This window comes from Enterobacter sp. 01-M-02-SI-ECC (assembly GCF_047530595.1).
Lineage (GTDB): Bacteria > Pseudomonadota > Gammaproteobacteria > Enterobacterales > Enterobacteriaceae > Enterobacter > Enterobacter cloacae_M.
Genome location: NZ_JBLKCZ010000010.1, coordinates 1 through 20,889, shown reverse-complemented (window position 1 = coordinate 20,889; position 20,889 = coordinate 1). Strand labels below are relative to the sequence as shown.

20 protein-coding genes and 1 tRNA gene are annotated in these 20,889 nt (G+C 55.8%); 8 read left to right on the top strand and 13 right to left on the bottom strand.

Annotated features, from left to right (window positions below):
• Window positions 1-13: 13 nt before the first annotated feature.
• The 7 genes from gudD to syd all read right to left on the bottom strand — a co-directional run bounded on the left by gudD (window position 14) and on the right by syd (window position 7,110).
• Complete coding sequence (gene gudD, locus ACMWLG_RS14385; RefSeq protein ID WP_045404165.1) at window positions 14-1,351, bottom strand: glucarate dehydratase; 1,338 nt, start codon at window positions 1,349-1,351, stop codon at window positions 14-16.
• A gap of 15 nt (window positions 1,352-1,366) precedes the next feature.
• Window positions 1,367-2,707, bottom strand: coding sequence for an enolase C-terminal domain-like protein (locus ACMWLG_RS14380; protein WP_045404221.1), 1,341 nt, complete (start codon window positions 2,705-2,707; stop codon window positions 1,367-1,369).
• The gene (gudP, locus tag ACMWLG_RS14375) at window positions 2,707-4,062 is read right to left on the bottom strand and encodes a galactarate/glucarate/glycerate transporter GudP (protein ID WP_045404164.1); all 1,356 of its coding nucleotides are present in this window, start codon (window positions 4,060-4,062) and stop codon (window positions 2,707-2,709) included. Before gudP ends, ACMWLG_RS14380 begins: the two co-directional genes overlap by 1 nt.
• 295 nt (window positions 4,063-4,357) lie before the next feature.
• On the bottom strand, window positions 4,358-4,807 hold the full coding sequence (locus ACMWLG_RS14370; RefSeq protein ID WP_029741558.1) for a flavodoxin: 450 nt from the start codon (window positions 4,805-4,807) through the stop codon (window positions 4,358-4,360).
• A 24-nt stretch (window positions 4,808-4,831) separates the two neighbouring features.
• Window positions 4,832-5,608, bottom strand: coding sequence for a tRNA pseudouridine(65) synthase TruC (gene truC / locus ACMWLG_RS14365; protein ID WP_045404163.1), 777 nt, complete (start codon window positions 5,606-5,608; stop codon window positions 4,832-4,834).
• The gene (locus ACMWLG_RS14360) at window positions 5,605-5,934 is read right to left on the bottom strand and encodes a YqcC family protein (protein WP_033146428.1); all 330 of its coding nucleotides are present in this window, start codon (window positions 5,932-5,934) and stop codon (window positions 5,605-5,607) included. Before ACMWLG_RS14360 ends, truC begins: the two co-directional genes overlap by 4 nt.
• Before the next feature lie 630 nt (window positions 5,935-6,564).
• A complete protein-coding gene (gene syd / locus ACMWLG_RS14355; protein WP_045404162.1) occupies window positions 6,565-7,110 on the bottom strand; it encodes a SecY-interacting protein in 546 nt (181 codons plus the stop codon).
• A 69-nt stretch (window positions 7,111-7,179) separates the two neighbouring features.
• Here syd and queF point away from each other — a divergent pair, with 69 nt between their 5' ends.
• The 5 genes from queF (at window position 7,180) to xni (ending at window position 13,616) form a co-directional block, all read left to right on the top strand.
• Window positions 7,180-8,022, top strand: a complete 843-nt coding sequence (queF, locus tag ACMWLG_RS14350) for an NADPH-dependent 7-cyano-7-deazaguanine reductase QueF (protein WP_045404161.1) — start codon at window positions 7,180-7,182, stop codon at window positions 8,020-8,022.
• A 116-nt stretch (window positions 8,023-8,138) separates the two neighbouring features.
• Complete coding sequence (gene ppnN, locus ACMWLG_RS14345) at window positions 8,139-9,503, top strand: nucleotide 5'-monophosphate nucleosidase PpnN (protein WP_023309027.1); 1,365 nt, start codon at window positions 8,139-8,141, stop codon at window positions 9,501-9,503.
• 516 nt (window positions 9,504-10,019) lie between these two features.
• Window positions 10,020-11,315, top strand: a complete 1,296-nt coding sequence (locus ACMWLG_RS14340; RefSeq protein ID WP_045404160.1) for an HAAAP family serine/threonine permease — start codon at window positions 10,020-10,022, stop codon at window positions 11,313-11,315.
• Window positions 11,316-11,380: 65 nt separating this feature from the next.
• A complete protein-coding gene (gene sdaB / locus ACMWLG_RS14335; RefSeq protein WP_045404159.1) occupies window positions 11,381-12,748 on the top strand; it encodes an L-serine ammonia-lyase II in 1,368 nt (455 codons plus the stop codon).
• A 112-nt stretch (window positions 12,749-12,860) separates the two neighbouring features.
• Window positions 12,861-13,616 carry a flap endonuclease Xni gene (xni, locus tag ACMWLG_RS14330; protein ID WP_045620001.1) on the top strand — a complete coding sequence of 252 codons (756 nt, stop codon included), beginning with the start codon at window positions 12,861-12,863 and terminating at the stop codon, window positions 13,614-13,616.
• A 107-nt stretch (window positions 13,617-13,723) separates the two neighbouring features.
• Here the strand turns inward: xni and rlmM are convergent, their stop codons facing one another.
• The 4 genes from rlmM to ACMWLG_RS14310 all read right to left on the bottom strand — a co-directional run bounded on the left by rlmM (window position 13,724) and on the right by ACMWLG_RS14310 (window position 16,746).
• The gene (gene rlmM, locus ACMWLG_RS14325) at window positions 13,724-14,824 is read right to left on the bottom strand and encodes a 23S rRNA (cytidine(2498)-2'-O)-methyltransferase RlmM (protein ID WP_023309030.1); all 1,101 of its coding nucleotides are present in this window, start codon (window positions 14,822-14,824) and stop codon (window positions 13,724-13,726) included.
• A complete protein-coding gene (locus ACMWLG_RS14320; RefSeq protein ID WP_023309031.1) occupies window positions 14,817-15,212 on the bottom strand; it encodes a DUF423 domain-containing protein in 396 nt (131 codons plus the stop codon). Before ACMWLG_RS14320 ends, rlmM begins: the two co-directional genes overlap by 8 nt.
• 39 nt (window positions 15,213-15,251) lie before the next feature.
• Window positions 15,252-16,169: a glycine cleavage system transcriptional regulator GcvA gene (gcvA, locus tag ACMWLG_RS14315; RefSeq protein WP_023309032.1), complete on the bottom strand. Its 918-nt coding sequence runs from the start codon at window positions 16,167-16,169 to the stop codon at window positions 15,252-15,254.
• 349 nt (window positions 16,170-16,518) lie between these two features.
• Window positions 16,519-16,746 (bottom strand): YgdI/YgdR family lipoprotein, encoded by a 228-nt coding sequence (locus ACMWLG_RS14310; protein ID WP_008499648.1) that lies wholly within the window; start codon window positions 16,744-16,746, stop codon window positions 16,519-16,521.
• Between the two features lie 192 nt (window positions 16,747-16,938).
• Between ACMWLG_RS14310 and csdA the strand changes: the two genes are divergently transcribed.
• Both csdA and csdE read left to right on the top strand, forming a co-directional pair.
• Window positions 16,939-18,144, top strand: a complete 1,206-nt coding sequence (csdA, locus tag ACMWLG_RS14305) for a cysteine desulfurase CsdA (RefSeq protein ID WP_045404157.1) — start codon at window positions 16,939-16,941, stop codon at window positions 18,142-18,144.
• On the top strand, window positions 18,144-18,590 hold the full coding sequence (gene csdE, locus ACMWLG_RS14300) for a cysteine desulfurase sulfur acceptor subunit CsdE (protein WP_023333259.1): 447 nt from the start codon (window positions 18,144-18,146) through the stop codon (window positions 18,588-18,590). Before csdA ends, csdE begins: the two co-directional genes overlap by 1 nt.
• Here the strand turns inward: csdE and tcdA are convergent.
• Entirely contained in the window at window positions 18,581-19,387 is an 807-nt protein-coding gene (gene tcdA, locus ACMWLG_RS14295; RefSeq protein ID WP_008499651.1) for a tRNA cyclic N6-threonylcarbamoyladenosine(37) synthase TcdA, read from the bottom strand. The genes csdE and tcdA overlap by 10 nt on opposite strands.
• A gap of 75 nt (window positions 19,388-19,462) precedes the next feature.
• Window positions 19,463-20,560 carry a murein transglycosylase A gene (gene mltA, locus ACMWLG_RS14290; RefSeq protein WP_045404156.1) on the bottom strand — a complete coding sequence of 366 codons (1,098 nt, stop codon included), beginning with the start codon at window positions 20,558-20,560 and terminating at the stop codon, window positions 19,463-19,465.
• 208 nt (window positions 20,561-20,768) lie between these two features.
• On the opposite strand from mltA, the gene ACMWLG_RS14285 reads away from it, so the two are divergent.
• Window positions 20,769-20,845 (top strand) — tRNA-Met (locus tag ACMWLG_RS14285).
• Window positions 20,846-20,889 lie beyond the last annotated feature (44 nt).

Genomic DNA, 20,889 nt, shown 5'->3' with positions numbered 1-20,889 from the left:
GGTCCCAATGCGTTTATCGTACCATGCACGGGCGTTTATTGTCGAATGTCCAGTCGGGGATCAGATACTGCATCGCCATCGCATCGTCGCGCGCGCCCAGACCGTGTTTTTGATACAGCTCATGGGCTTTCATAACCTGGTCCATATCCAGCTCAACCCCTAGCCCCGGCGTGGAAGGCACCTGCACCATGCCACCTATGATCTCAAACGGCCGCTTAGTCAGACGCTGATTACCTTCCTGCCAGATCCAGTGCGTGTCGATAGCGGTAATCGTGCCCGGCGCGGCGGCGGCAACGTGCGTGAACATCGCCAGCGACACGTCGAAGTGGTTATTAGAGTGCGAGCCCCAGGTCAGGCCAAACTCGTGGCACATTTGCGCCACGCGCACCGACCCCTGCATCGTCCAGAAGTGCGGGTCTGCCAGCGGAATATCGACGGAGTGCAATGACAGGGTGTGTCCCATCTGACGCCAGTCGGTGGCAATCATATTGGTCGCGGTCGGCAGCCCCGTGGCGCGACGGAATTCCGCCATGACTTCACGGCCAGAGAAGCCCTGTTCAGCCCCACACGGATCTTCCGCATACGCCAGCACGCCTTTCAGCTGCTTACCAATTTTGATCGCTTCATCAAGCGACCACGCGCCGTTCGGATCCAGCGTCACGCGCGCCTGCGGGAAACGTTTTGCCAGCGCGGTGACGGCTTCCGCCTCTTCCTCACCGGCCAGCACGCCGCCCTTCAGTTTGAAATCATTAAAGCCATATTTTTCGTACGCGGCTTCCGCCAGGCGCACCACCGCATCCGGGGTCATCGCCTCGTCGTGGCGGAGTCGGTACCAGTCGCATTGTTCATCCGGCTGGCTCTGATAAGGCAATGGCGTCAGCCTGCGGTCGCCGACAAAGAAAAGATAGCCCAGCATTTCCACTTCGCTGCGCTGCTGCCCCTCGCCCAACAGCGAGGCAACGTTAACGCCCAGATGCTGACCCAGCAGATCCAGCATCGCGGATTCAATCCCGGTCACTACGTGAATGGTGGTGCGCAGATCGAAGGTCTGCAGGCCACGCCCTCCGGCATCGCGATCGGCAAAGGTATTGCGCACGGTGTTGAGGACATTTTTGTACTCGCCCAGCGTTTTGCCCACCACCAGCGGAATGGCATCTTCCAGCGTCTGGCGGATCTTCTCCCCGCCCGGAATTTCGCCCACGCCCGTATGGCCGGAATTGTCTTTGATAATGACAATATTGCGGGTGAAGAATGGCGCATGCGCGCCGCTCATGTTCATCAGCATGCTGTCATGGCCCGCAACCGGAACGATCTGCATGGCGGTGACGACAGGGGTAGAAAAAGTACTCATCGTGTAATCCTTTTATCAGTGACGTCCAAAAACAGGGCGCTTACGGTCAAATGTCCAGCCGGGGATCAGGTACTGCATCGGGCCCGCGTCGTTACGCGCGCCGCCCGGTAGCTTTTTATACGCCTCATGGGCTTTATGGATCTGATCCCAGTCAATTTCCACGCCCAACCCCGGCGCATCCGGTACGGCGATCTTGCCGTTGATGATTTCCAGCGGATTTTTCGTCAGGCGGGCTTCCCCTTCCTGCCAAATCCAGTGGGTGTCGATGGCGGTCGGGTTACCCGGCGCCGCCGCGCCAACGTGAGTAAACATCGCCAGCGAAATATCAAAGTGGTTGTTCGAGTGACAGCCCCAGGTCAGCCCCCAGTCATCGCAGAGCTGCGCCACGCGCACTGCACCTGAAAGCGTCCAGAAGTGAGGGTCCGCCAGCGGTATGTCGACGGCGTTCAGCATCACCGCATGGCCCATTTCACGCCAGTTGGTGGCGATCATATTGGTCGCAACAGGCAGCCCGGTGGCGCGACGAAACTCGGCCATGACTTCACGGCCCGAGAAGCCCTGCTCCGCACCGCAGGGATCTTCTGCATAGGTCAGGACATCCCCCAGCCCTTTGCACAGGCTAATGGCTTCATCCAGCAGCCATGCGCCGTTGGGATCGACGGTGATCCGCGCATCCGCAAAGCGTTTTTTCAGCGCCCGGACCGTTTCAATCTCCTGCTCGCCGGGCAGCACGCCGCCCTTCAGCTTGAAATCCTTGAAGCCGTAGCGATCCTGCGCCGCCTCGGCCAGCCGCACCACCGCGTCGCTGGAGAGCGCTTCCTGGTGGCGCAGGCAATACCATTCGTGATCGCCCGTGGATCGAGCCAGATAAGGGAGATCGGTCTTATTGCGATCGCCAACGTAGAACAGATAGCCCAGCACCGTTACCGCATCGCGCTGTTTGCCTGGCCCCAGCAGCTCGCAAACCGGAACATTGAGCGCCTTACCCAGCAAGTCGAGCAGGGCGGCCTCCAGCGCGGCGACCGCGTTGACGCGCAGTTCAAACGTCCAGGCACCTTTACCGAACGTATCAAAGTCCGCCGACTGATTGCCCTTATGGACCCGCTGAACGACCTTGTTCAGACGGGCGACCTCCTGGCCCACCACCTGCGGAATGGCATCGACCAGCGTCTGGTAGATCACCTCTCCGCCCGGGGCTTCGCCCACGCCGGTATTCCCTGAGCTGTCTTTCAGCACGACGATATTACGGGTAAACCAGGCGCTATGCGCACCGCCAATGTTGAGCAGCATGCTGTCCTGTCCGGCTACCGGAATGACCTTCATCTCCGTAACGGTTGGGCTCGATTGCGTTGTCATCATCCACGCTCCGCAACAGGTTTAAGTTCGACGCGTTTGATATCCCCAACCAGCACCAGGTAACTCAGCACCGCCACCAGCGCATGCACACCCACGTAGATCAGCGCACCGTTGAAAGAGCCGGTGGTGCCGACGATGTAGCCGATAGCGATAGGCGTAACAATCCCGGAGATATTGCCGAACATGTTGAACAGTCCGCCGCTCAGGCCGCTGATCTCCTTCGGCGCCGTATCCGCCATCACCGCCCAGCCCAGCGCGCCAATGCCTTTGCCGAAGAAGGCCATCGCCATAAAGCCGATAATCATCCATTCGGCGTTGACGTAGTTACAGAACACCATGGTCATGGAGAGCAGCATGCCGAGCACAATCGGGGTTTTACGCGCGATGTTCAGCGAGCCGGTCCGGCGCATCAGCCAGTCGGAAATCACTCCGCCGAGCACGCCGCCGACGAAGCCGCAGATTGCCGGGACCGACGCGACAAATCCCGCTTTCAGAATCGACATGCCGCGTGCCTGCACCAGGTATACCGGGAACCAGGTGATGAAGAAGTAGGTTAAGGCGTTAATACAGTACTGGCCCAGATAGATGCCGATCATCATGCGCGAGCCGACGAGCTGCTTGATCTGCGCCCATTTCTGGCTGAACGGGACTTTTGCTTTTGCGGATTTCTGATCCATATTGATCAGCGCGCCGCCTTCAGCAATGTACTCCAGCTCTTTTTTGTTCACGCCTGGATGCTGGTTGGGTTCGTGGATCACTTTCAGCCAGATAAAGCTGATGACGATCCCAAGCCCGCCCATAAAGAAGAAAACGTGTGACCAGCCCACCTCATGGGTCAGCCAGCCCATAATGGGCGCAAAGATCACCGTCGCGAAGTACTGTGCGGAGTTAAAAATCGCCACCGCCGTTCCCCTCTCCTGCGCCGGGAACCAGGCCGCCACAATGCGGCTGTTACCCGGGAAAGAAGGTGCTTCCGCTAAACCTACCAGGAAGCGCAGCGTGAAGAGCGCCACGATAATGCCGAAGCCGCTGAAGATATCGACGAAACCCTGCAACAGGGTAAACATCGACCAGATAAAAATGGACCAGAAATAGACGCGTTTAGATCCAAAACGGTCCAGCAGCCAGCCGCCAGGAATTTGCCCGATGACGTAGGCCCATGAGAATGCGGAGAAAACGTAACCCATGCCCACCGGATCAAGGCCGATATCTTTTGCCATTTCCGAACCGGCAATGGACAGCGTGGCGCGGTCACCATAGTTAAAGGATGTGACGATAAACAGCATCACCACTATCCAGTAGCGGGCATTGGTGCGCTTTTCAGCGCTGCTCGCTGCGTGGCTTAATGTACTCATTGTTGCACTCCTGAAACATAGCTTTCGCCTGGTTCATTCTGTACAGCACCGGTAGGGTAATCAGAATGAGATTGGTGTTTTGTCGTTTTGGTACGGCCTGACGCCGTTTTATAGTGACCGGAAAAGTATATGAAGGAGTGCCTCATCACCTCACCGTGCAGAAACACAGTATTAAAGGGTGTATGAGAGGTTGTTTATGGCATAAGCCCAGGGGAATGGAAGGTGGTTCACGGAATTGGCGTTTGGAGCGGGATGTATCGCCGGGCGGCGGCTACGCCTGACCCGGCCTACACAACTATTTAAGGAGAGTTGCCCAGTGCTCGACCCACGGGTTCGATTCGCTTTCGGGTTCAGGATGCTCCCCGGCATCAATCAGCAGCATCTCGCCGACGCGCTGGGCGCTCTGTTCCTGCAGGAGCGCATCGAACTGCTTGCCGCCGCCGCAGAAGTTAGCGTAAGAGCTGTCGCCCAGAGCAATGATGCCGTAGTGCACGTCCGGCTGATAGCCAAGCTGGTCTTTAATTCCCTGGAAAAGCGGCACGATGCTGTCCGGCAGATCGCCCTGCCCGGTGGTGGAGGTCACCACCAGAATGTATTTATCTTTATACTTTTCCCAGTCTGCCAGTTCCGGATCTTCATAGACCGTGGCTTTATGGCCCTGGCTGGCGAGTATTGCCTCAGCCTCTTCCGCTACCAGCAGCGAGTTGCCGTACATTGTCCCGACAAAAATGCCTACTTCAGCCATGCTATTTTCCCATAATGAATGCGTTTACCGTTCATCCTGAACGTTGCCCGATACAAACTCAACCCTTTCATTTTCGGGGAGTTGTCCCAGCCAGCCAAACTGTGACAGCGCCTGCATCCAGACGTCGTCCAGCCCAGCACGGATAGTCAGCGGCTCGCCGGTAAACGGGTGCGTCAGGCTCAGCTCGCTGGCGTGCAGCATCAGACGATGGCAGCCAAAGTGTTCGGCCGCGCTGCGGTTCTGGCGTAAATCACCGTGTTTGCTGTCGCCAATAATCGGGTGGCGCAGGTGCGCAAGATGGCGTCGCAGCTGGTGCTTACGCCCGGTTTTAGGCAGAAGCTCAACCAGGCTGTAGCGTGTGGTCGGAAATTTGCTGGTGGCCACCGGCATTTCGGTCGTCGCCATGCCGCGATAATCCGTCACTGCGGGCTGCGGACCTTTGTCATCGCGGGCAAATTTATCGGCGATTTTGTCCAGCTCCTCCACCAGCGGATAATCCAGCGTGGCGGCTTCCGTCAGCCAGCCGCGCACGATCGCGTGATAGCGCTTTTGCATCTGATGCTGTTCAAACTGCTGTGACAGCAGGCGTCCCGACTCACTGGAAAGCCCCATCAGCAGCACGCCGGAGGTCGGCCTGTCGAGACGATGGGCGGTAAAAACATGCTGACCAATCTGATCGCGAACGGTCTGCATCACCACCACCTTCTCATCGCGATCGAGCCAGCTGCGGTGTACCAGCCAGCCTGACGGTTTATTCACCGCCACCAGCCACTCGTCCTGATAGAGGATCTCAAGCGTCATGCATCTTCACCGGCAAACAGGGCATCCAGTTTTTCCAGTTCGACCAGCATCACGTCGCGCGCAGGGTGCGTCGTCTCGAGCGCCATTTCATAGTAGGGAGAGACAGCAAACGCCTGCGGAAGCGGGTGACCGCCCTCAAGCAGGGCGTGCATGCGCGGAATTAACACCCACTGCAGCCATTCAAACGGGGCCAGCGTATCCAGGCAGAAGGGCTGAGTGCTCGCGAACGCTTCTGGCTGCGGCGCGGTCTCCTGCCACAGCTGATGTTGGCGCAAAAGGGCTTCGATGGCGTGCAACTGAGCACGAACGCTATCGTGTTGCGTCATAGTAACCTCAACTGAAAAAGTGAACGGCGCGCAGCATAGCATTGCGGAAGGCAGAAATAAAAAAGGGAGCACTGTAAAAACAGTGCTCCCGGTTCGTTTCGCAGCATTCCAGCTACAATTCGTGCTCCCTGCTCATCCGTGACAACTTTTCCTGAAGCCCGAAGGCCTGGTCATCCGTAAGCCAATGCATCCTGCACACATCTTCCTGACGCGTTTGTTTCATCCCGAAACGTCCTGGCCTTCCTGACCCACCGACCATCCTGACCGGCTCTCATTCTCCTTCCTGGAGGTGTCCCTTACGCATCCTGCGTTATCCACTTCGCTTCATCCTGAAGCCTTCCTGCAGTGCCATCCTGACGAGTCCTGTGTGAGAAACGCCATCATCCTGATGTTCGTTTCTCGTGTCGGCGTCCTGTCGACGGAGATAGAATCCGCTATTCCGCTTCGTCTTACAACCCACTCAGCCGGAGTTGTAAGACGCACAGGCTCCCTAAAAATAATAGGATGAACAACTAATCTGTTGAAAAATAGAGTGATATTAATCTGAATTTAATGAGGTAATACTGAATGTTCCAGCGATCTCTCACAAACCTTGTAAGAGATCTCTCACACGCGCTGTAGCAGCATGGATTACAGAAGGGGCTCAAGTCGGGTGAGGAAATCCGCAAGAGAGGGGGCGAGAGTCTCGCGATTGCGGGTGCCGATAGTCTCTTTAACCACTTCACCTGACAGGTTACAGACGGATAACACATCCAGTTCGCTGTCCAGCGTGGCAATAAAAAGCGTCGGAGAAAGCTTAAGGCGTTTTTGCGTGACCAGATGACCAATCAGGTTTTCCTGAACACGCTGCAGATCGTCTTCGCTCCAGGTCTGCAACAGCGTCAGCGTGATATCAGCAAAGCGCGCGGGCATATCCCCTGCGAACTGCGTGGTATAAAACGCGTCAACCGCTGGTTGTACCACAATGTCCATTGCACGCTCAACCGCATTTACATTTTGCTCGCCGTCGAAAGGTTTTGGCTGCCAGATAACGTAATCGTCGACTGAAGAGATAATGCATGGCGAGGGTACGCCATACAAATCAGTGCTTTGTGGCCATGTTCCGTGCTTTTCATGCCATGCATCGCAGTAGCGGGCCGTGAAGGTAGTGAGGGCATTTGCAGTTTCGATGTCCACCGATTTCTCTCTTCTTGTCAGACAGGATAAACTCAGGCCATAAGTGTACCTGTAAAGTGGTTATGAAACATGTCTTACGAAAATCATCAGGCGTTAACCGGCTTAACGCTGGGTAAATCGACCGATTACCGCGATACCTACGATGCAAGCCTGCTGCAGGGCGTGCCGCGCAGCCTGAATCGCGATCCTCTGGGCCTGCATGCGAGTGCCTTGCCGTTTGTCGGCGGTGACATCTGGACGCTGTACGAACTCTCGTGGCTTAACGCGCGCGGTCTGCCGCAGGTGGCAGTGGGCCACGTTGAGCTGGATTACGCCAGCGTTAATCTCGTCGAGTCCAAAAGCTTTAAGCTCTATCTCAACAGCTTTAACCAGACAAAATTCAACAGCTGGGACGACGTTCAGCACACCCTGGAACGTGATTTGAGCGCCTGCGCGCAGGGAAAGGTGAGCGTTTCACTGTATCGCCTGCACGAGCTGGAAGGGCAGCCAGTCGCCCACTTCAACGGGACCTGCATCGACGATCAGGATATCGAGGTGGAGAATTATGAATTCAGCGCGGACTACCTCGAAAACGCGGCGAGCGGCAAAGTGGTTGAAGAGACGCTGGTCAGCCACCTGCTGAAATCCAACTGCCTGATCACCCACCAGCCGGACTGGGGCTCGGTGCAGATCCAGTACCGCGGCCCGAAAATTGACCGGGAAAAATTGCTGCGCTACCTGGTCTCGTTCCGCCATCACAACGAATTTCACGAGCAGTGCGTGGAGCGCATCTTTAGCGATATTCAGCGTCTCTGCCAGCCAGAAAAACTGAGCGTTTACGCGCGCTACACCCGCCGCGGCGGTCTGGACATCAACCCGTGGCGCACCAACACCGATTTTGTGCCAGCAACGGGACGGCTGGTGCGTCAGTAATATAAATATTTTCACAATATGCGCGGTATCTTCCGCGCTTTAGGTTGTGAAACGTCACGCGCCAGGGCTATTGTAATCAACAGGGAAAGACGATAATCGTCCCGTAAGGAGCTCACTTGATTACACATATTAGCCCGCTTGGCTCAATGGATATGTTGTCGCAGCTGGAAGTGGACATGCTTAAGCGCACGGCCAGCAGCGATCTTTATCAACTGTTTCGTAACTGTTCACTTGCCGTTCTGAACTCCGGAAGCCTGACAGATAACAGTAAAGAACTGCTGTCCCGCTTCGAAAGCTTTGATATCAACGTGCTGCGCCGCGAGCGTGGCGTGAAGCTTGAAGTCATCAACCCGCCGGAAGAGGCCTTTGTCGACGGGCGCATCATCCGTTCACTTCAGGCTAACCTGTTTGCCGTGCTGCGTGACATTCTGTTTGTTAACGGGCAGATCCACAACGCAGGCCGTTTCCAGCATCTCGACCTGGAAAGCTCGGTCCATATCACCAACCTGGTGTTCTCCATTTTGCGTAACGCCCGTGCCCTGCACGTTGGCGAAGCGCCGAACATGGTCGTCTGCTGGGGCGGCCACTCCATTAACGAAACTGAATACCTTTATGCGCGTCGGGTGGGCACCCAGCTCGGCCTGCGTGAGCTGAATATCTGTACCGGCTGCGGTCCGGGTGCGATGGAAGCACCAATGAAAGGAGCGGCGGTTGGGCATGCGCAACAGCGTTATAAAGAGGGACGCTTTATCGGCATGACCGAACCGTCCATCATCGCCGCTGAGCCACCTAACCCGCTGGTTAATGAGCTGATTATCATGCCGGATATTGAGAAGCGTCTTGAAGCGTTTGTCCGTATCGCCCACGGCATTATCATCTTCCCGGGCGGCGTGGGGACAGCGGAAGAGCTGCTCTATCTGCTGGGTATTCTGATGAACCCCGCCAACAAGGATCAGGTTCTGCCGCTGATCCTGACCGGGCCAAAAGAGAGCGCCGACTACTTCCGCGTGCTGGACGAGTTTATCGTGCACACGCTGGGTGAAGCCGCACGTCGTCACTATCGCATCATCATTGACGATGCCGCGGAAGTGGCGCGCCAGATGAAAAAAGCGATGCCGCTGGTGAAGGAGAACCGTCGCGATACCGGCGATGCGTACAGCTTTAACTGGTCAATCCGTATTGCGCCAGACCTGCAGATCCCGTTCGAGCCAACTCACGAAAATATGGCGAACCTGAAACTCTACCCGGACCAGCCGGTGGAAGTCCTGGCTGCCGATCTGCGTCGCGCCTTCTCCGGTATTGTCGCGGGCAACGTGAAAGAGATGGGCATCCGCGCCATTGAACAGTACGGTCCGTACAAGATCCACGGTGACCCGGAGATGATGCGCCGCATGGACGACATGCTGCAGGGCTTTGTCGCCCAGCACCGCATGAAGCTGCCAGGCTCAGCCTATATTCCTTGCTACGAAATCTGCACATAACGCTTAGCGATATCTCATCAAAGCCGGGTCGCCCTGTTGCGCGTCCCGGCTTTTTTTTATTCCCGATGTAATTCATACGAATCACTTATGTCTTTAACAAACTATGCACAAACGCAAACGATTACCTTGTTTTCTCAACCGTAAATTATCAGCCTTAATCTAAATTACCCGTCAGAAAATACTAAAAACCCCTTTCTTTACAGCTAAAGACACCTATATCACGGGTCAGTCTTTCAGCTCACATGTCGTTGGTGGTAGCCTTCGCGCCCGTAAATTCTCTTTGGTGTTTTTTTAACAGATAAATGGTCTAAAGATGCCCACATCATAAGTGGATTATTGCATTTGGGATCAGGATCACTGATAGATTCATAACTAGAATGTATCTTTCCGCCCGCCAATAGTTACGGGCAAAAATTATTAAAAAACCGTCACTGAACGAATTTCATATTACCGTCAGGCACTTTTTCATCGGATTTGACTAAAAACCTGACAATTCGCTTCCTCCAGGAGATACAGATGGAAACCACTCAAACCAGCACCGTTGCTTCGATTGAATCCCGAAGTGGTTGGCGCAAAACGGATACCATGTGGATGCTTGGCCTTTACGGCACGGCAATCGGCGCTGGTGTACTGTTCCTTCCTATCAACGCAGGCGTCGGCGGTCTGATTCCGCTGATCATCATGGCTATCATTGCTTTCCCGATGACCTTCTTCGCACACCGCGGTTTGACCCGCTTCGTGCTGTCCGGTAAAAACCCGGGTGAAGACATCACTGAAGTGGTTGAAGAGCATTTCGGCGTGGGCGCAGGTAAACTGATTACCCTGCTCTACTTCTTCGCGATTTACCCTATCCTGTTGGTTTACAGCGTGGCGATCACCAACACCGTTGAAAGCTTCATGCTGCACCAGCTGCACATGACGCCGCCACCGCGTGCCATCCTGTCTCTGATCCTGATTGTCGGCATGATGACCATCGTGCGCTTCGGTGAGCAGATGATTGTGAAGGCGATGAGCGTACTGGTGTTCCCGTTTGTGGCCGCACTGATGCTGCTGGCCTGCTACCTGATCCCACAGTGGAACGGTGCAGCGCTGGAAACCCTTTCCCTGAGCAGCGCATCGGCAACCGGTAACGGCCTGCTGATGACCCTGTGGCTGGCGATCCCGGTTATGGTCTTCTCCTTCAACCACTCTCCTATCATCTCCTCTTTCGCCGTGGCGAAACGTGAAGAGTACGGTAATGGCGCAGAGAAGAAGTGCTCCAGCATTCTGGCACGCGCTCACGTCATGATGGTGCTGACCGTTATGTTCTTCGTCTTCAGCTGCGTACTGAGCCTCTCCCCGGCGGACCTGGCGGCAGCGAAAGAGCAGAACATCTCTATTCTGTCTTACCTGGCGAACCACTTTAACGCACCGCTGATTGCGTGGATGGCACCGATCATCGCGATGATCGCCATCACCAAATCCTTCCTGGGCCACTACCTCGGCGCGCGTGAAGGCTTCAACGGTATGGTGATTAAATCTCTGCGCGGTAAAGGCAAGAGCATTGAAATCAACAAGCTGAACAAAATCACTGCACTGTTCATGCTGCTCACCACCTGGGCGGTAGCGACCCTGAACCCAAGCATCCTGGGCATGATTGAAACCCTGGGCGGCCCGGTCATCGCGATGATTCTGTTCCTGATGCCGATGTACGCGATTCAGAAAGTCCCTGCTATGCGCAAGTACAGCGGTCATGTGAGCAACGTCTTTGTGGTTATCATGGGTCTTATCGCAATCTCTGCGATCTTCTACTCCCTGTACACCATGTTCTGATTATCACCCGCGCCGACTTCGGACGGCGCACTCCTCCCTCTCTGACTGAAAGCAATGGACGCATCATGATTAGCGTATTCGATATCTTCAAAATCGGTATTGGTCCTTCCAGCTCTCACACCGTCGGACCAATGAAAGCCGGTAAGCAGTTCACGGATGACTTGATTGCACGCGGCATCTTGCATGACGTTACCCGCGTGGTTGTCGATGTATACGGCTCGCTTTCCCTGACCGGGAAAGGCCACCATACCGATATCGCCATTATCATGGGCCTGGCGGGAAACCTGCCGGATACCGTTGATATTGATGCGATCCCTGGCTTCATCCAGGATGTGAACACCCACGGTCGCCTGCTGCTGGCGAACGGTGAGCATGAGGTTGAATTCCCGGTTGACCACTGCATGAATTTCCATGCGGACAACCTGTCGCTGCACGAAAACGGCATGCGCATTACCGCGCTGGCCGGCGACAAAGCGGTATACAGCCAGACGTATTACTCTATCGGCGGCGGCTTCATCGTCGACGAAGACCACTTTGGTCAAACCAATACCTCTTCTGTCGAAGTGCCGTATCCGTACAAAACGGCGGCGGATCTTCAGCGTCACTGTCAGGAGACGGGCCTTTCCCTCTCCGGCCTGATGATGAAAAACGAGCTGGCACTTCACAGTAAAGAAGAGCTCGAACAGCACTTCGCTAACGTCTGGGAAGTGATGCGCGGCGGTATTGAGCGCGGGATCACCACCGAAGGCGTTCTGCCGGGCAAGCTTCGCGTACCGCGTCGTGCTGCAGCGCTGCGCCGTATGCTGGTGAGCACCGACAAAACGACGACGGACCCGATGGCCGTTGTAGACTGGATCAACATGTTCGCCCTGGCGGTAAACGAAGAGAACGCCGCAGGGGGCCGCGTGGTCACCGCGCCGACTAACGGCGCCTGCGGTATCGTTCCGGCGGTGCTGGCGTACTACGACAAGTTTATCCGAGAAGTGAACGCGAACTCGCTGGCGCGCTACCTGCTGGTCGCCAGTGCGATTGGTTCGCTGTATAAGATGAACGCGTCTATTTCCGGTGCGGAAGTGGGCTGTCAGGGTGAAGTCGGCGTGGCGTGCTCCATGGCGGCGGCGGGTCTGGCCGAACTGCTGGGTGCAAGCCCGACACAGGTGTGCATTGCTGCGGAAATCGGCATGGAACATAACCTGGGACTGACCTGTGACCCGGTTGCCGGACAGGTACAGGTGCCGTGCATCGAACGTAACGCGATTGCCTCAGTGAAGGCGGTGAACGCGGCACGTATGGCGCTGCGCCGCACCAGCGAGCCGCGCGTCTGTCTCGATAAGGTTATCGAAACCATGTACGAAACAGGTAAAGATATGAACGCCAAATACCGCGAAACCTCTCGCGGCGGCCTGGCGATGAAGATCGTGACCTGCGATTAAGCCCCTCAGGAAGCCTCGTTTTGCGAGGCTTCTTCCTGTTTTCCCCACCATTCATAGTTTCACGCTGCTGACAGTGTTACCCTTTACGCATGAGATAGAAGGGAGATTATCTGTGGCCGTTCATTTACTTATCGTCGATGCTCTTAACCTGATCCGCCGTATCCATGCGGTACAGGGGACGCCTTGTAAAGACACCTGTCTGCACGCGCTGGAACAGCTTATCCGCCACAGTGAGCCCACCCATGCGGTCGCGGTATTTGATGACGAAGCCCGCAACACGGGCTGGCGACACCAGCGTCTACCTGACTACAAAGCCGGACGCGCCCCGATGCCGGACGATCTTCACGCTGAGTTGCCCATGCTGCGCGCTGCATTTGAACAGCGTGGCGTTCCATGCTGGGGTGCACAGGGAAATGAAGCCGACGATCTCGCGGCCACCCTGGCCGTAAAGGTGGCAAGCGCCGGGCATCAGGCCACTATCGTTTCAACTGACAAAGGCTACTGCCAGCTGCTCTCCCCGACTATCCGCATTCGCGACTATTTTCAAAAACGCTGGCTGGACGCGCCGTTTATTGCCAGCGAGTTCGGCGTCTCGCCCGAGCAACTGCCGGACTACTGGGGGCTGGCAGGCATCAGCAGTTCTAAAGTTCCGGGTGTCGCCGGTATTGGGCCAAAGAGCGCCGCGCAGCTGCTGACCGATTTTCAGAGTCTGGAAGGGATTTACGCCCGTCTGGATGAGGTACCGGAAAAGTGGCGCAAGAAGCTGGAGACGCAAAAGGAGATGGCGTTTATCTGTCGGGAAATCGCAACGCTACAGACGGATTTGCAGCTGGACGGGAATTTACAGCAGCTGCGGTTAGAACGTTAATATCCCCTCCCCCTAACCCTCTCCCCATGGGGGAGAGGGAATTTCTCGGTGCGGTCTTTTCCTCCTCGCCCCTTTGGGAGAGGACCGGGGTGAGGGCAATCAGCGGACTATCGCTCGTCGCGACGTCCGCCGACCGCAGCCCACCAGCGACGAATATGCACCGTCACCTCTTCACGGTCGTGGTACAGCTGACGCGCCTGGATCTCCACGTTAATTCCGTGTTCATCCATCTGCTCCTGAATATAGGCCAGGTTCTGCGACACTTCCTCATAGCGCTTTTTCATCGGCAGCTTGAGGTTGAAAATGGTCTCACGACACCAGCCGTTGACCAGCCAGGAGGCCATCAGCGCGGCCACTTTTGCCGGTTTCTCAACCATATCGCACACCATCCACGAGATGTTGTTACGGTTCGGGCGATAGCGGAATCCGTCTTCACGCAGCCATGTGACCTGCCCGGTGTCCATCAGGCTTTGCGCCATTGGACCGTTATCAACGGACGATACCCACATATTGCGTTTCACCAGCTGATAGGTCCAGCCGCCCGGGCACGCGCCAAGGTCGACGGCGTACATGCCGTTTGCCAGACGCTCATCCCACTCATCTGCCGGGATAAAAACGTGGAACGCCTCCTCCAGCTTGAGCGTGGAACGGCTTGGCGCATCGGACGGGAAGCGCAAACGCGGAATACCCATAAAGAAGGGAGAGTTGTTGGTGGTGTACGAATAGCCTGTATAACAGCAGCCCGGTGCTATAAAGAAGATATGCACCACCGGACGCTTCGGCGTTTCGTAGTTCGTCAGCACGCCCGCATCACGCAGCGCCGCACGCAGCGGCACGGTGAACTTACGGCAGAACTTCATCAGCTCTTTACTTTCGTTGGTATCCGCCACTTCAACGCGCAGATCGCCGCCCTTCTCCACCACGCCCTGCAGCATGCCGACAATAGGCGTGATGCGGTCTTCCGGCGGAAGATCCTTCAGCAGCTCACCCGCGACAAACATCTGGCGAGCAAAGATCAGCGAGCTGAACGGCAGCTCGCGCGCCAGCTTGTCCGCGTCTTCAGGCTGATAGCACTCGAATACCACATAGCCCGCGTTTTCTTTTACGCGGGCAAAGCCGAAGACTTCGCGCTTCGCCGCTTTATCGGTAATTTCCGCGGCGCACTCTTTCTCAAACCCCGGGCGACAATATAAAACAACCTTATTCATGAACAACGCCCTTGCGTTTCAGACGGATAGCTCCGATAAACATTAATACCCAACCCGCCAGGAAGCTGAAGCCGCCGACAGGTGTAACAAACGCCCACAGGCGCAAATGTGAGAGCGCAAGGCAGTACAGGCTACCGCTGAACAACACGGTACCCAGCGCCATAAACACGCTGCTCCAGTAAAACCAGATACTGATACGACGCTGCATCGCCACCGCCAGCCCAAAAATAGCCAGCGTGTGGAACGCCTGATATTCAAGGCCGGTCTGGATCCAGCCCATCTCTACTGCGCCTAAAGACTTGCTTAATACATGTGCGCCAAAGGCGCCCAGTGCAACAAAAATAAAGCCACTCACCGCGGCAAAAATCAGCATGAATCGGCTGGTCATGTTTAAGTCCTGAGTTAATGCGTGCCCGGCACACAAACGTTATTGCTCATACCTGAAGCGGAATTTTTCTTGCTCGGTTGCCGCTTTCGCCAGTATCCACTGCCGGAAGGCGGCTATTTTACCCAGTTCTGCCTGACTGTCATGACAAACCAGATAAAACGCATTCTTGCTGACCAGTACATCATTAAAAGGGCAAACCAGGCGGCCTGCCTCAATTTCGGACTGCGCCATGACGTTGTTTGCCAACGCCACGCCCTGCCCGTGAATGGCAGCCTGTAACACCATCGCACTGTGGCTAAAAATGGGTCCCTGCTGCACGTTAATATGTGTAAGACCTAATTGACGGGTATAAGTTTGCCAGTCGCGGCGAGAGGCATCATGCAAAAGCGTATGCTGAGCCAGATCAGCGGGTGACTTCAGCGCCTTCTCACCTGTTAACAGCAGAGGAGAACAGACCGGCAGGAGATATTCTGCGTATAATTTTTCAACGCGCAAGCCCGGCCAGTTACCGCGCCCATAAAAAATGGCGACATCTACGTCATCGGCCAGCTTGTCCTCCTGACGATCTACAGCCTGGATTCGAACGTCGATCCCCGGATAAGCTGAGTTAAAGCTTGAGAGTCTTGGCACCAGCCAATGAATGGCAAAACTGGGCAATAAACTGACGGTCAGAGCACCTTTTGCACTCCGAGCCTGCAGCTTACGAGTGGCTTCCGTAAGCTGGGAAAAAATCTCTTTAATATCCTGAAAATAGCTCTGCCCCTCTTCGGTCAACAGCAACGAACGGTTGCGTCGACGAAACAGCTTAAGGCCCAGAAAATCCTCCAGAGACTTGATTTGGTGACTTACTGCGGCCTGTGTCACAAAAAGCTCATCTGCTGCGCGGGTGAAGCTCAGGTGACGTGCTGCTGCATCAAAAACACGTAATGCATTAAGGGGTGGCAATCGCTTTGACATGGTTATCTGGCTTAGATGTTAACGGATTTTAACAAACAGGAAACAACGTTTAACCTATTAGTTTTTTTTATCTGAGCCATTATAATTTGTCCGTTGAGGAACTACCAGCAAATACCTATAGTGGCGGCACTTCCTGAGCCGGAACGAAGAGCTTTTTTCGGAATGCGTGTTCTGAAGGGCTTTTGGCTTACGGTTGTGATGTTGTGTTGTTGTGTTTGCAATTGGTCTGCGATTCAGACCACGGTAGCAACGCTACCAATTTTTCACTTCCTGTACATTTACCCTGTCTGTCCATAGTGATTAATGTAGCACCGCCAATTTGCGGTGCTTTTTTTTCGCCTGCGATCTGTTAATGCTCGATCTCTTTCATCTCTTTCACGTCCGTGCGGTTGATCTGCTGCTTGTTCCCGTTAGCATCTTTGTACGAAATCATCCCGGTATCATTATCGGTAGTCGGTTTCCCTTCCGAAACGATAGAACGACCATCGTTGGTGTGCATCACGTAGTTGTTACCAGAACACGCGCTCAGGGCAAAAGTAAACGCACAGGCAGAAATGATTGCAGCTGTCTTATTCATGATTATTCTCCTTTAGCAATTAATGCTATTCAAACCTCGATTTATAACAGGCTAAAACATCCGCCTAACACTATTTAGCATAACCTGCTTTTTTGAGGTCGTAAGGATAAGCAGACAATTCTGATAGATATCAACCTCCTTGCCCTGCCGCTGAAATTGCGCGACGATCGCTATATTGAAATGAGGAATCCCATGAACGCTTTCAGTCCTGCGCAGTTCCGCGCACAGTTTCCGGCCCTCGCCGATGCCGGTATTTACCTGGATAGCGCCGCCACCGCCCTTAAGCCACTGGCGGTGATTGAGGCCACGCAGCAGTTCTACAGCCTGAGCGCCGGGAACGTGCATCGCAGCCAGTTTGCCGAAGCCCAGCGATTAACCGCGCGCTACGAAGCCGCACGCGATCAGATCGCGCGCCTGATCAATGCCGAAAGCGGGAAAAACATCGTCTGGACGCGCGGCACCACCGAAGCCATCAATATGGTGGCCCAGTGCTACGCGCGCCCGCTGCTTCAGCCGGGCGATGAGATCGTCGTCAGCGAGGCGGAACATCACGCCAACCTTGTGCCATGGCTGATGGTGGCCGAGCAAACGGGTGCGCGCGTGGTGAAACTCCCACTGGGTGCAGACCTTCTGCCCGACGTGGCCCGTCTCCCCGAACTGATTACCCCTCGCAGCCGCATTCTGGCGCTCGGACAGATGTCGAACGTCACGGGAGGTTGCCCGGACCTGGCTCAGGCTATTCGCATTGCCCATGCAAGCGGGATGGTGGTGATGGTCGACGGCGCTCAGGGCGTGGTGCACTTCCCCGCTGATGTGCAGGCGCTTGATATCGATTTCTATGCCTTCTCAGGGCATAAGCTCTACGGGCCAACCGGTATTGGAGCGTTGTACGGCAAGCCTAAACTGCTGGCAAAAATGACGCCGTGGCTGGGTGGCGGCAAAATGATCACCGAAGTGTCGTTCTATGGCTTCAAAACTCAGGATGTTCCCTATCGCCTGGAGGCCGGTACGCCGAACGTGGCGGGTGTGATTGGCTTAAGCGCGGCGCTGGAGTGGCTGGCAGAAACAGACATCGTTCAGGCTGAAAGCTGGAGCCGGGGGCTGGCGACGCTGGCAGAGGAAGAACTCAAAAAGCGCCCGGGTTTCCGCTCGTTCCGCGTTCAGGATTCAAGCCTGCTCGCCTTTGATTTTGCGGGCGTACATCACAGCGACATGGTGACGCTGCTGGCCGGGTACGGCATTGCCCTGCGTGCCGGACAGCACTGCGCCCAGCCGCTGCTGGCGGCGCTTGGCGTTAACGGTACGCTGCGCGCCTCGTTTGCGCCGTATAATACCCAAAGCGATGTCGACGCGCTGGTTGCCGCAGTTGACCGCGCCCTTGAAATACTGGTGGATTAATGACTAGCGCTGCTTTAGCCGGACATCCGTTTGGCACCGTCATCACAGAAGAGACCTTAAAACAGACCTTCGCCCCGCTCCAGCAGTGGGAAGATAAATATCGACAGCTGATCCTGCTGGGTAAACAGCTCCCTGCCCTTTCAGACGATCTTAAAGCGCAGGCGAAAGAGATCGCAGGCTGTGAAAACCGCGTCTGGCTGGGCGTGAGCGTCTCCGGCGAGAAGCTGCACTTCTTCGGCGACAGCGAAGGCCGCATCGTCCGGGGCCTGCTGGCCGTATTGCTGACCGCTGTGGAAGGGAAAAGCGCGGCGGAACTGCTGGCACATTCGCCGCTGGCGTTATTTGATGAGCTTGGGCTGCGCGCGCAGCTCAGCGCCTCGCGCGGTCAGGGGTTGATCGCGCTCAGCGACGCGGTACTGGATGCCGCACGCCAGGCTCAGGCCTGACGTTCCGCCTTCGCCATCATTTTCTTGAGGGCGTGAGACACCGCCACAAAGCCGAAGGAGGCGGTCACCATGGTGGCCGCACCAAAACCTGAGGCGCAATCCATTCGTTTTGGCCCTTCCGCCGTGCTTTTCATCGCGCAGACTGAGCCATCCGCCTGCGGGTAGACCAGCGCTTCCGTCGAGAACACGCAGTCGACGCCGAGCTTGCCCTTGCTGTTTTTCACCACGTTGAAGTCGCTCTTCAGGCGCTCACGCAGCTTGGCCGCCAGCGGATCCTGGATCGTTTTCGCCAGATCGGCCACCTGGATCTGCGTCGGATCGATTTGCCCGCCCGCACCGCCCGTCGTGACCAGCGGCACCTTGTAGCGACGGCAGTAGGCGATCAGCGCCGCTTTTGGCCGCACGCTGTCGATGGCGTCAATCACATAGCTGTAGCCTTTGCTCATGTATTCGGCGACGTTATCGGCCGTCACAAAGTCGTCGATTACCGTCACGCGGCACTCCGGGTTGATCAGGCGGATACGCTCCGCCATCACCTCGGATTTTGCCAGGCCGACGCTATCACGCAGCGCATGGATTTGACGGTTAGTGTTGGTGACGCAAACGTCATCCATGTCAATCAGGGTAATTGCGCCAATACCGGTTCTCGCCAGCGCTTCTGCCGCCCACGACCCCACACCACCAATGCCCACGACGCAGACGTGCGCATCCGCAAACAGCTGCAGGGCTTTTTCACCATATAAACGTGCCGTACCGCCAAAACGCTGGCGCCAGGCGTCGCTGATTACCACAGACATAAGACCTCAGATGTAAAAAGGGTGAGGTTTTCCTCACCCTGAACAGTAATCCGTATTGTGCTCAGAATATCACAATCAGCCGCTGAATACGTTTCCAGCACCCGGCGCCGCCTTCAGTACCCACACGCGTCCGTAGTGGTTATACCAGCCCGCGCGATGGCCTGCGTCAGGGCCAATACCCTGATAGATGTCGAAGTGCTGGCCTTTAATTGCCCCGCCGACGTCCAGCGCCACCATCAGACGCAGCTCATACTGACCGTTGAACTTGCCGTTATTGTCCAGCAGAGGGACTTCAGCCAGCAGCGTGGTGCCTGCAGGAATAATCGAACGATCCGATGCTACCGACGCGCGGCCAATCAGCGGAATCGCGCTGGCCCCTTTCACCGGCGCGAAGTTTTGCGGTTTGAAGAAGACGAACGACGGGTTCTGCTCCAGCAGCTCGCGCACCTCGGCTTCGCTGTGTTTCTCGCCCCACTCGCGGATCGCCTGCATCGACATATCTTCTTTCTTCACTTCGCCGCGGTCGATCAGCACCTTACCGATACTGCGATAGGCGTGGCCGTTTTTACCGGAATAGCTGAAGAAGTTAAGCGGCGACCCGTCGCCAAAATCAATGTAGCCGCTGCCCTGAACGTCCATGATGAAGTTATCCATCAGGGAGTTGCTGTAGGCCAGAACGTAGTTTTCGCTTAGCGCACCGGCGTAGATCTCAGCGCGAGACGGCAGACGACCGCGTTTTGGCGGCATACGGTAGATCGGGTACTGGAACTCGCCCTGACGCGAGTGCCGTGCCTGGATAACCGGGGTGTAGTAGCCGGTAAACTGGACGTTGCCGTAGTTATCGGCCCCTTCCATCTGCCAGGCGTCGATACCAAACTGGCGCATGTTGCGCGTATCGCCGCCTGCTTTCAGCCAGTCCTGGACCGCGTTATACACGCTACTCTGGGTACCATACAGACGCGGTGACGCGTTGCGGATCTGGTAGACCTGTTCGGAGAAATCACCGGCATTAATCGGTGCGCCGACGGCATCAGGCTGATTAACTAAAGAGAAAGGCTGGGATAACTTCCCGTCTTTATACTGTTGACCGCGATCGGTCGGTTTGGAAGAACAGGCCGCAAGAATCGCTACCATTGCGCCCGCCATCAGATACTTCGCCCAACGTCCTTTCATTATATCTCGTCTTTAAGTTGCCCATTTCCGCGTGATGAAGATAACAAACCGCCAGGGCTAATGAAATGCGATCGCATGCCCTTTGGCAAATTTTGCGCAAAAAATAGTCCAAACAGAGCCGTGTCGTTCAATTTGCATACAAAATCATGATTTATGTGAAAAAGGGGTTGCATCACAAACCTATCCGAGTATAGTGCGCATCCACGGACGCGGGGTGGAGCAGCCTGGTAGCTCGTCGGGCTCATAACCCGAAGGTCGTCGGTTCAAATCCGGCCCCCGCAACCAATTAAAATTTGATGAAGTATCTTCTACGACTGTAGAAAGACGGA

Bases quoted from the DNA above. Each gene is read 5' to 3' on its own strand.
- gudD (WP_045404165.1), bottom strand. From the start codon at position 1,351: ATGAGTACTTTTTCTACCCCTGTCGTCACCGCCATGCAGATCGTTCCG.
- ACMWLG_RS14380 (WP_045404221.1), bottom strand. From the start codon at position 2,707: ATGACAACGCAATCGAGCCCAACCGTTACGGAGATGAAGGTCATTCCG.
- gudP (WP_045404164.1), bottom strand. From the start codon at position 4,062: ATGAGTACATTAAGCCACGCAGCGAGCAGCGCTGAAAAGCGCACCAAT.
- ACMWLG_RS14370 (WP_029741558.1), bottom strand. From the start codon at position 4,807: ATGGCTGAAGTAGGCATTTTTGTCGGGACAATGTACGGCAACTCGCTG.
- truC (WP_045404163.1), bottom strand. From the start codon at position 5,608: ATGACGCTTGAGATCCTCTATCAGGACGAGTGGCTGGTGGCGGTGAAT.
- ACMWLG_RS14360 (WP_033146428.1), bottom strand. From the start codon at position 5,934: ATGACGCAACACGATAGCGTTCGTGCTCAGTTGCACGCCATCGAAGCC.
- queF (WP_045404161.1), top strand. From the start codon at position 7,180: ATGTCTTACGAAAATCATCAGGCGTTAACCGGCTTAACGCTGGGTAAA.
- ACMWLG_RS14340 (WP_045404160.1), top strand. From the start codon at position 10,020: ATGGAAACCACTCAAACCAGCACCGTTGCTTCGATTGAATCCCGAAGT.
- sdaB (WP_045404159.1), top strand. From the start codon at position 11,381: ATGATTAGCGTATTCGATATCTTCAAAATCGGTATTGGTCCTTCCAGC.
- rlmM (WP_023309030.1), bottom strand. From the start codon at position 14,824: ATGAATAAGGTTGTTTTATATTGTCGCCCGGGGTTTGAGAAAGAGTGC.
- ACMWLG_RS14320 (WP_023309031.1), bottom strand. From the start codon at position 15,212: ATGACCAGCCGATTCATGCTGATTTTTGCCGCGGTGAGTGGCTTTATT.
- gcvA (WP_023309032.1), bottom strand. From the start codon at position 16,169: ATGTCAAAGCGATTGCCACCCCTTAATGCATTACGTGTTTTTGATGCA.
- ACMWLG_RS14310 (WP_008499648.1), bottom strand. From the start codon at position 16,746: ATGAATAAGACAGCTGCAATCATTTCTGCCTGTGCGTTTACTTTTGCC.
- csdA (WP_045404157.1), top strand. From the start codon at position 16,939: ATGAACGCTTTCAGTCCTGCGCAGTTCCGCGCACAGTTTCCGGCCCTC.
- csdE (WP_023333259.1), top strand. From the start codon at position 18,144: ATGACTAGCGCTGCTTTAGCCGGACATCCGTTTGGCACCGTCATCACA.
- tcdA (WP_008499651.1), bottom strand. From the start codon at position 19,387: ATGTCTGTGGTAATCAGCGACGCCTGGCGCCAGCGTTTTGGCGGTACG.
- mltA (WP_045404156.1), bottom strand. From the start codon at position 20,560: ATGAAAGGACGTTGGGCGAAGTATCTGATGGCGGGCGCAATGGTAGCG.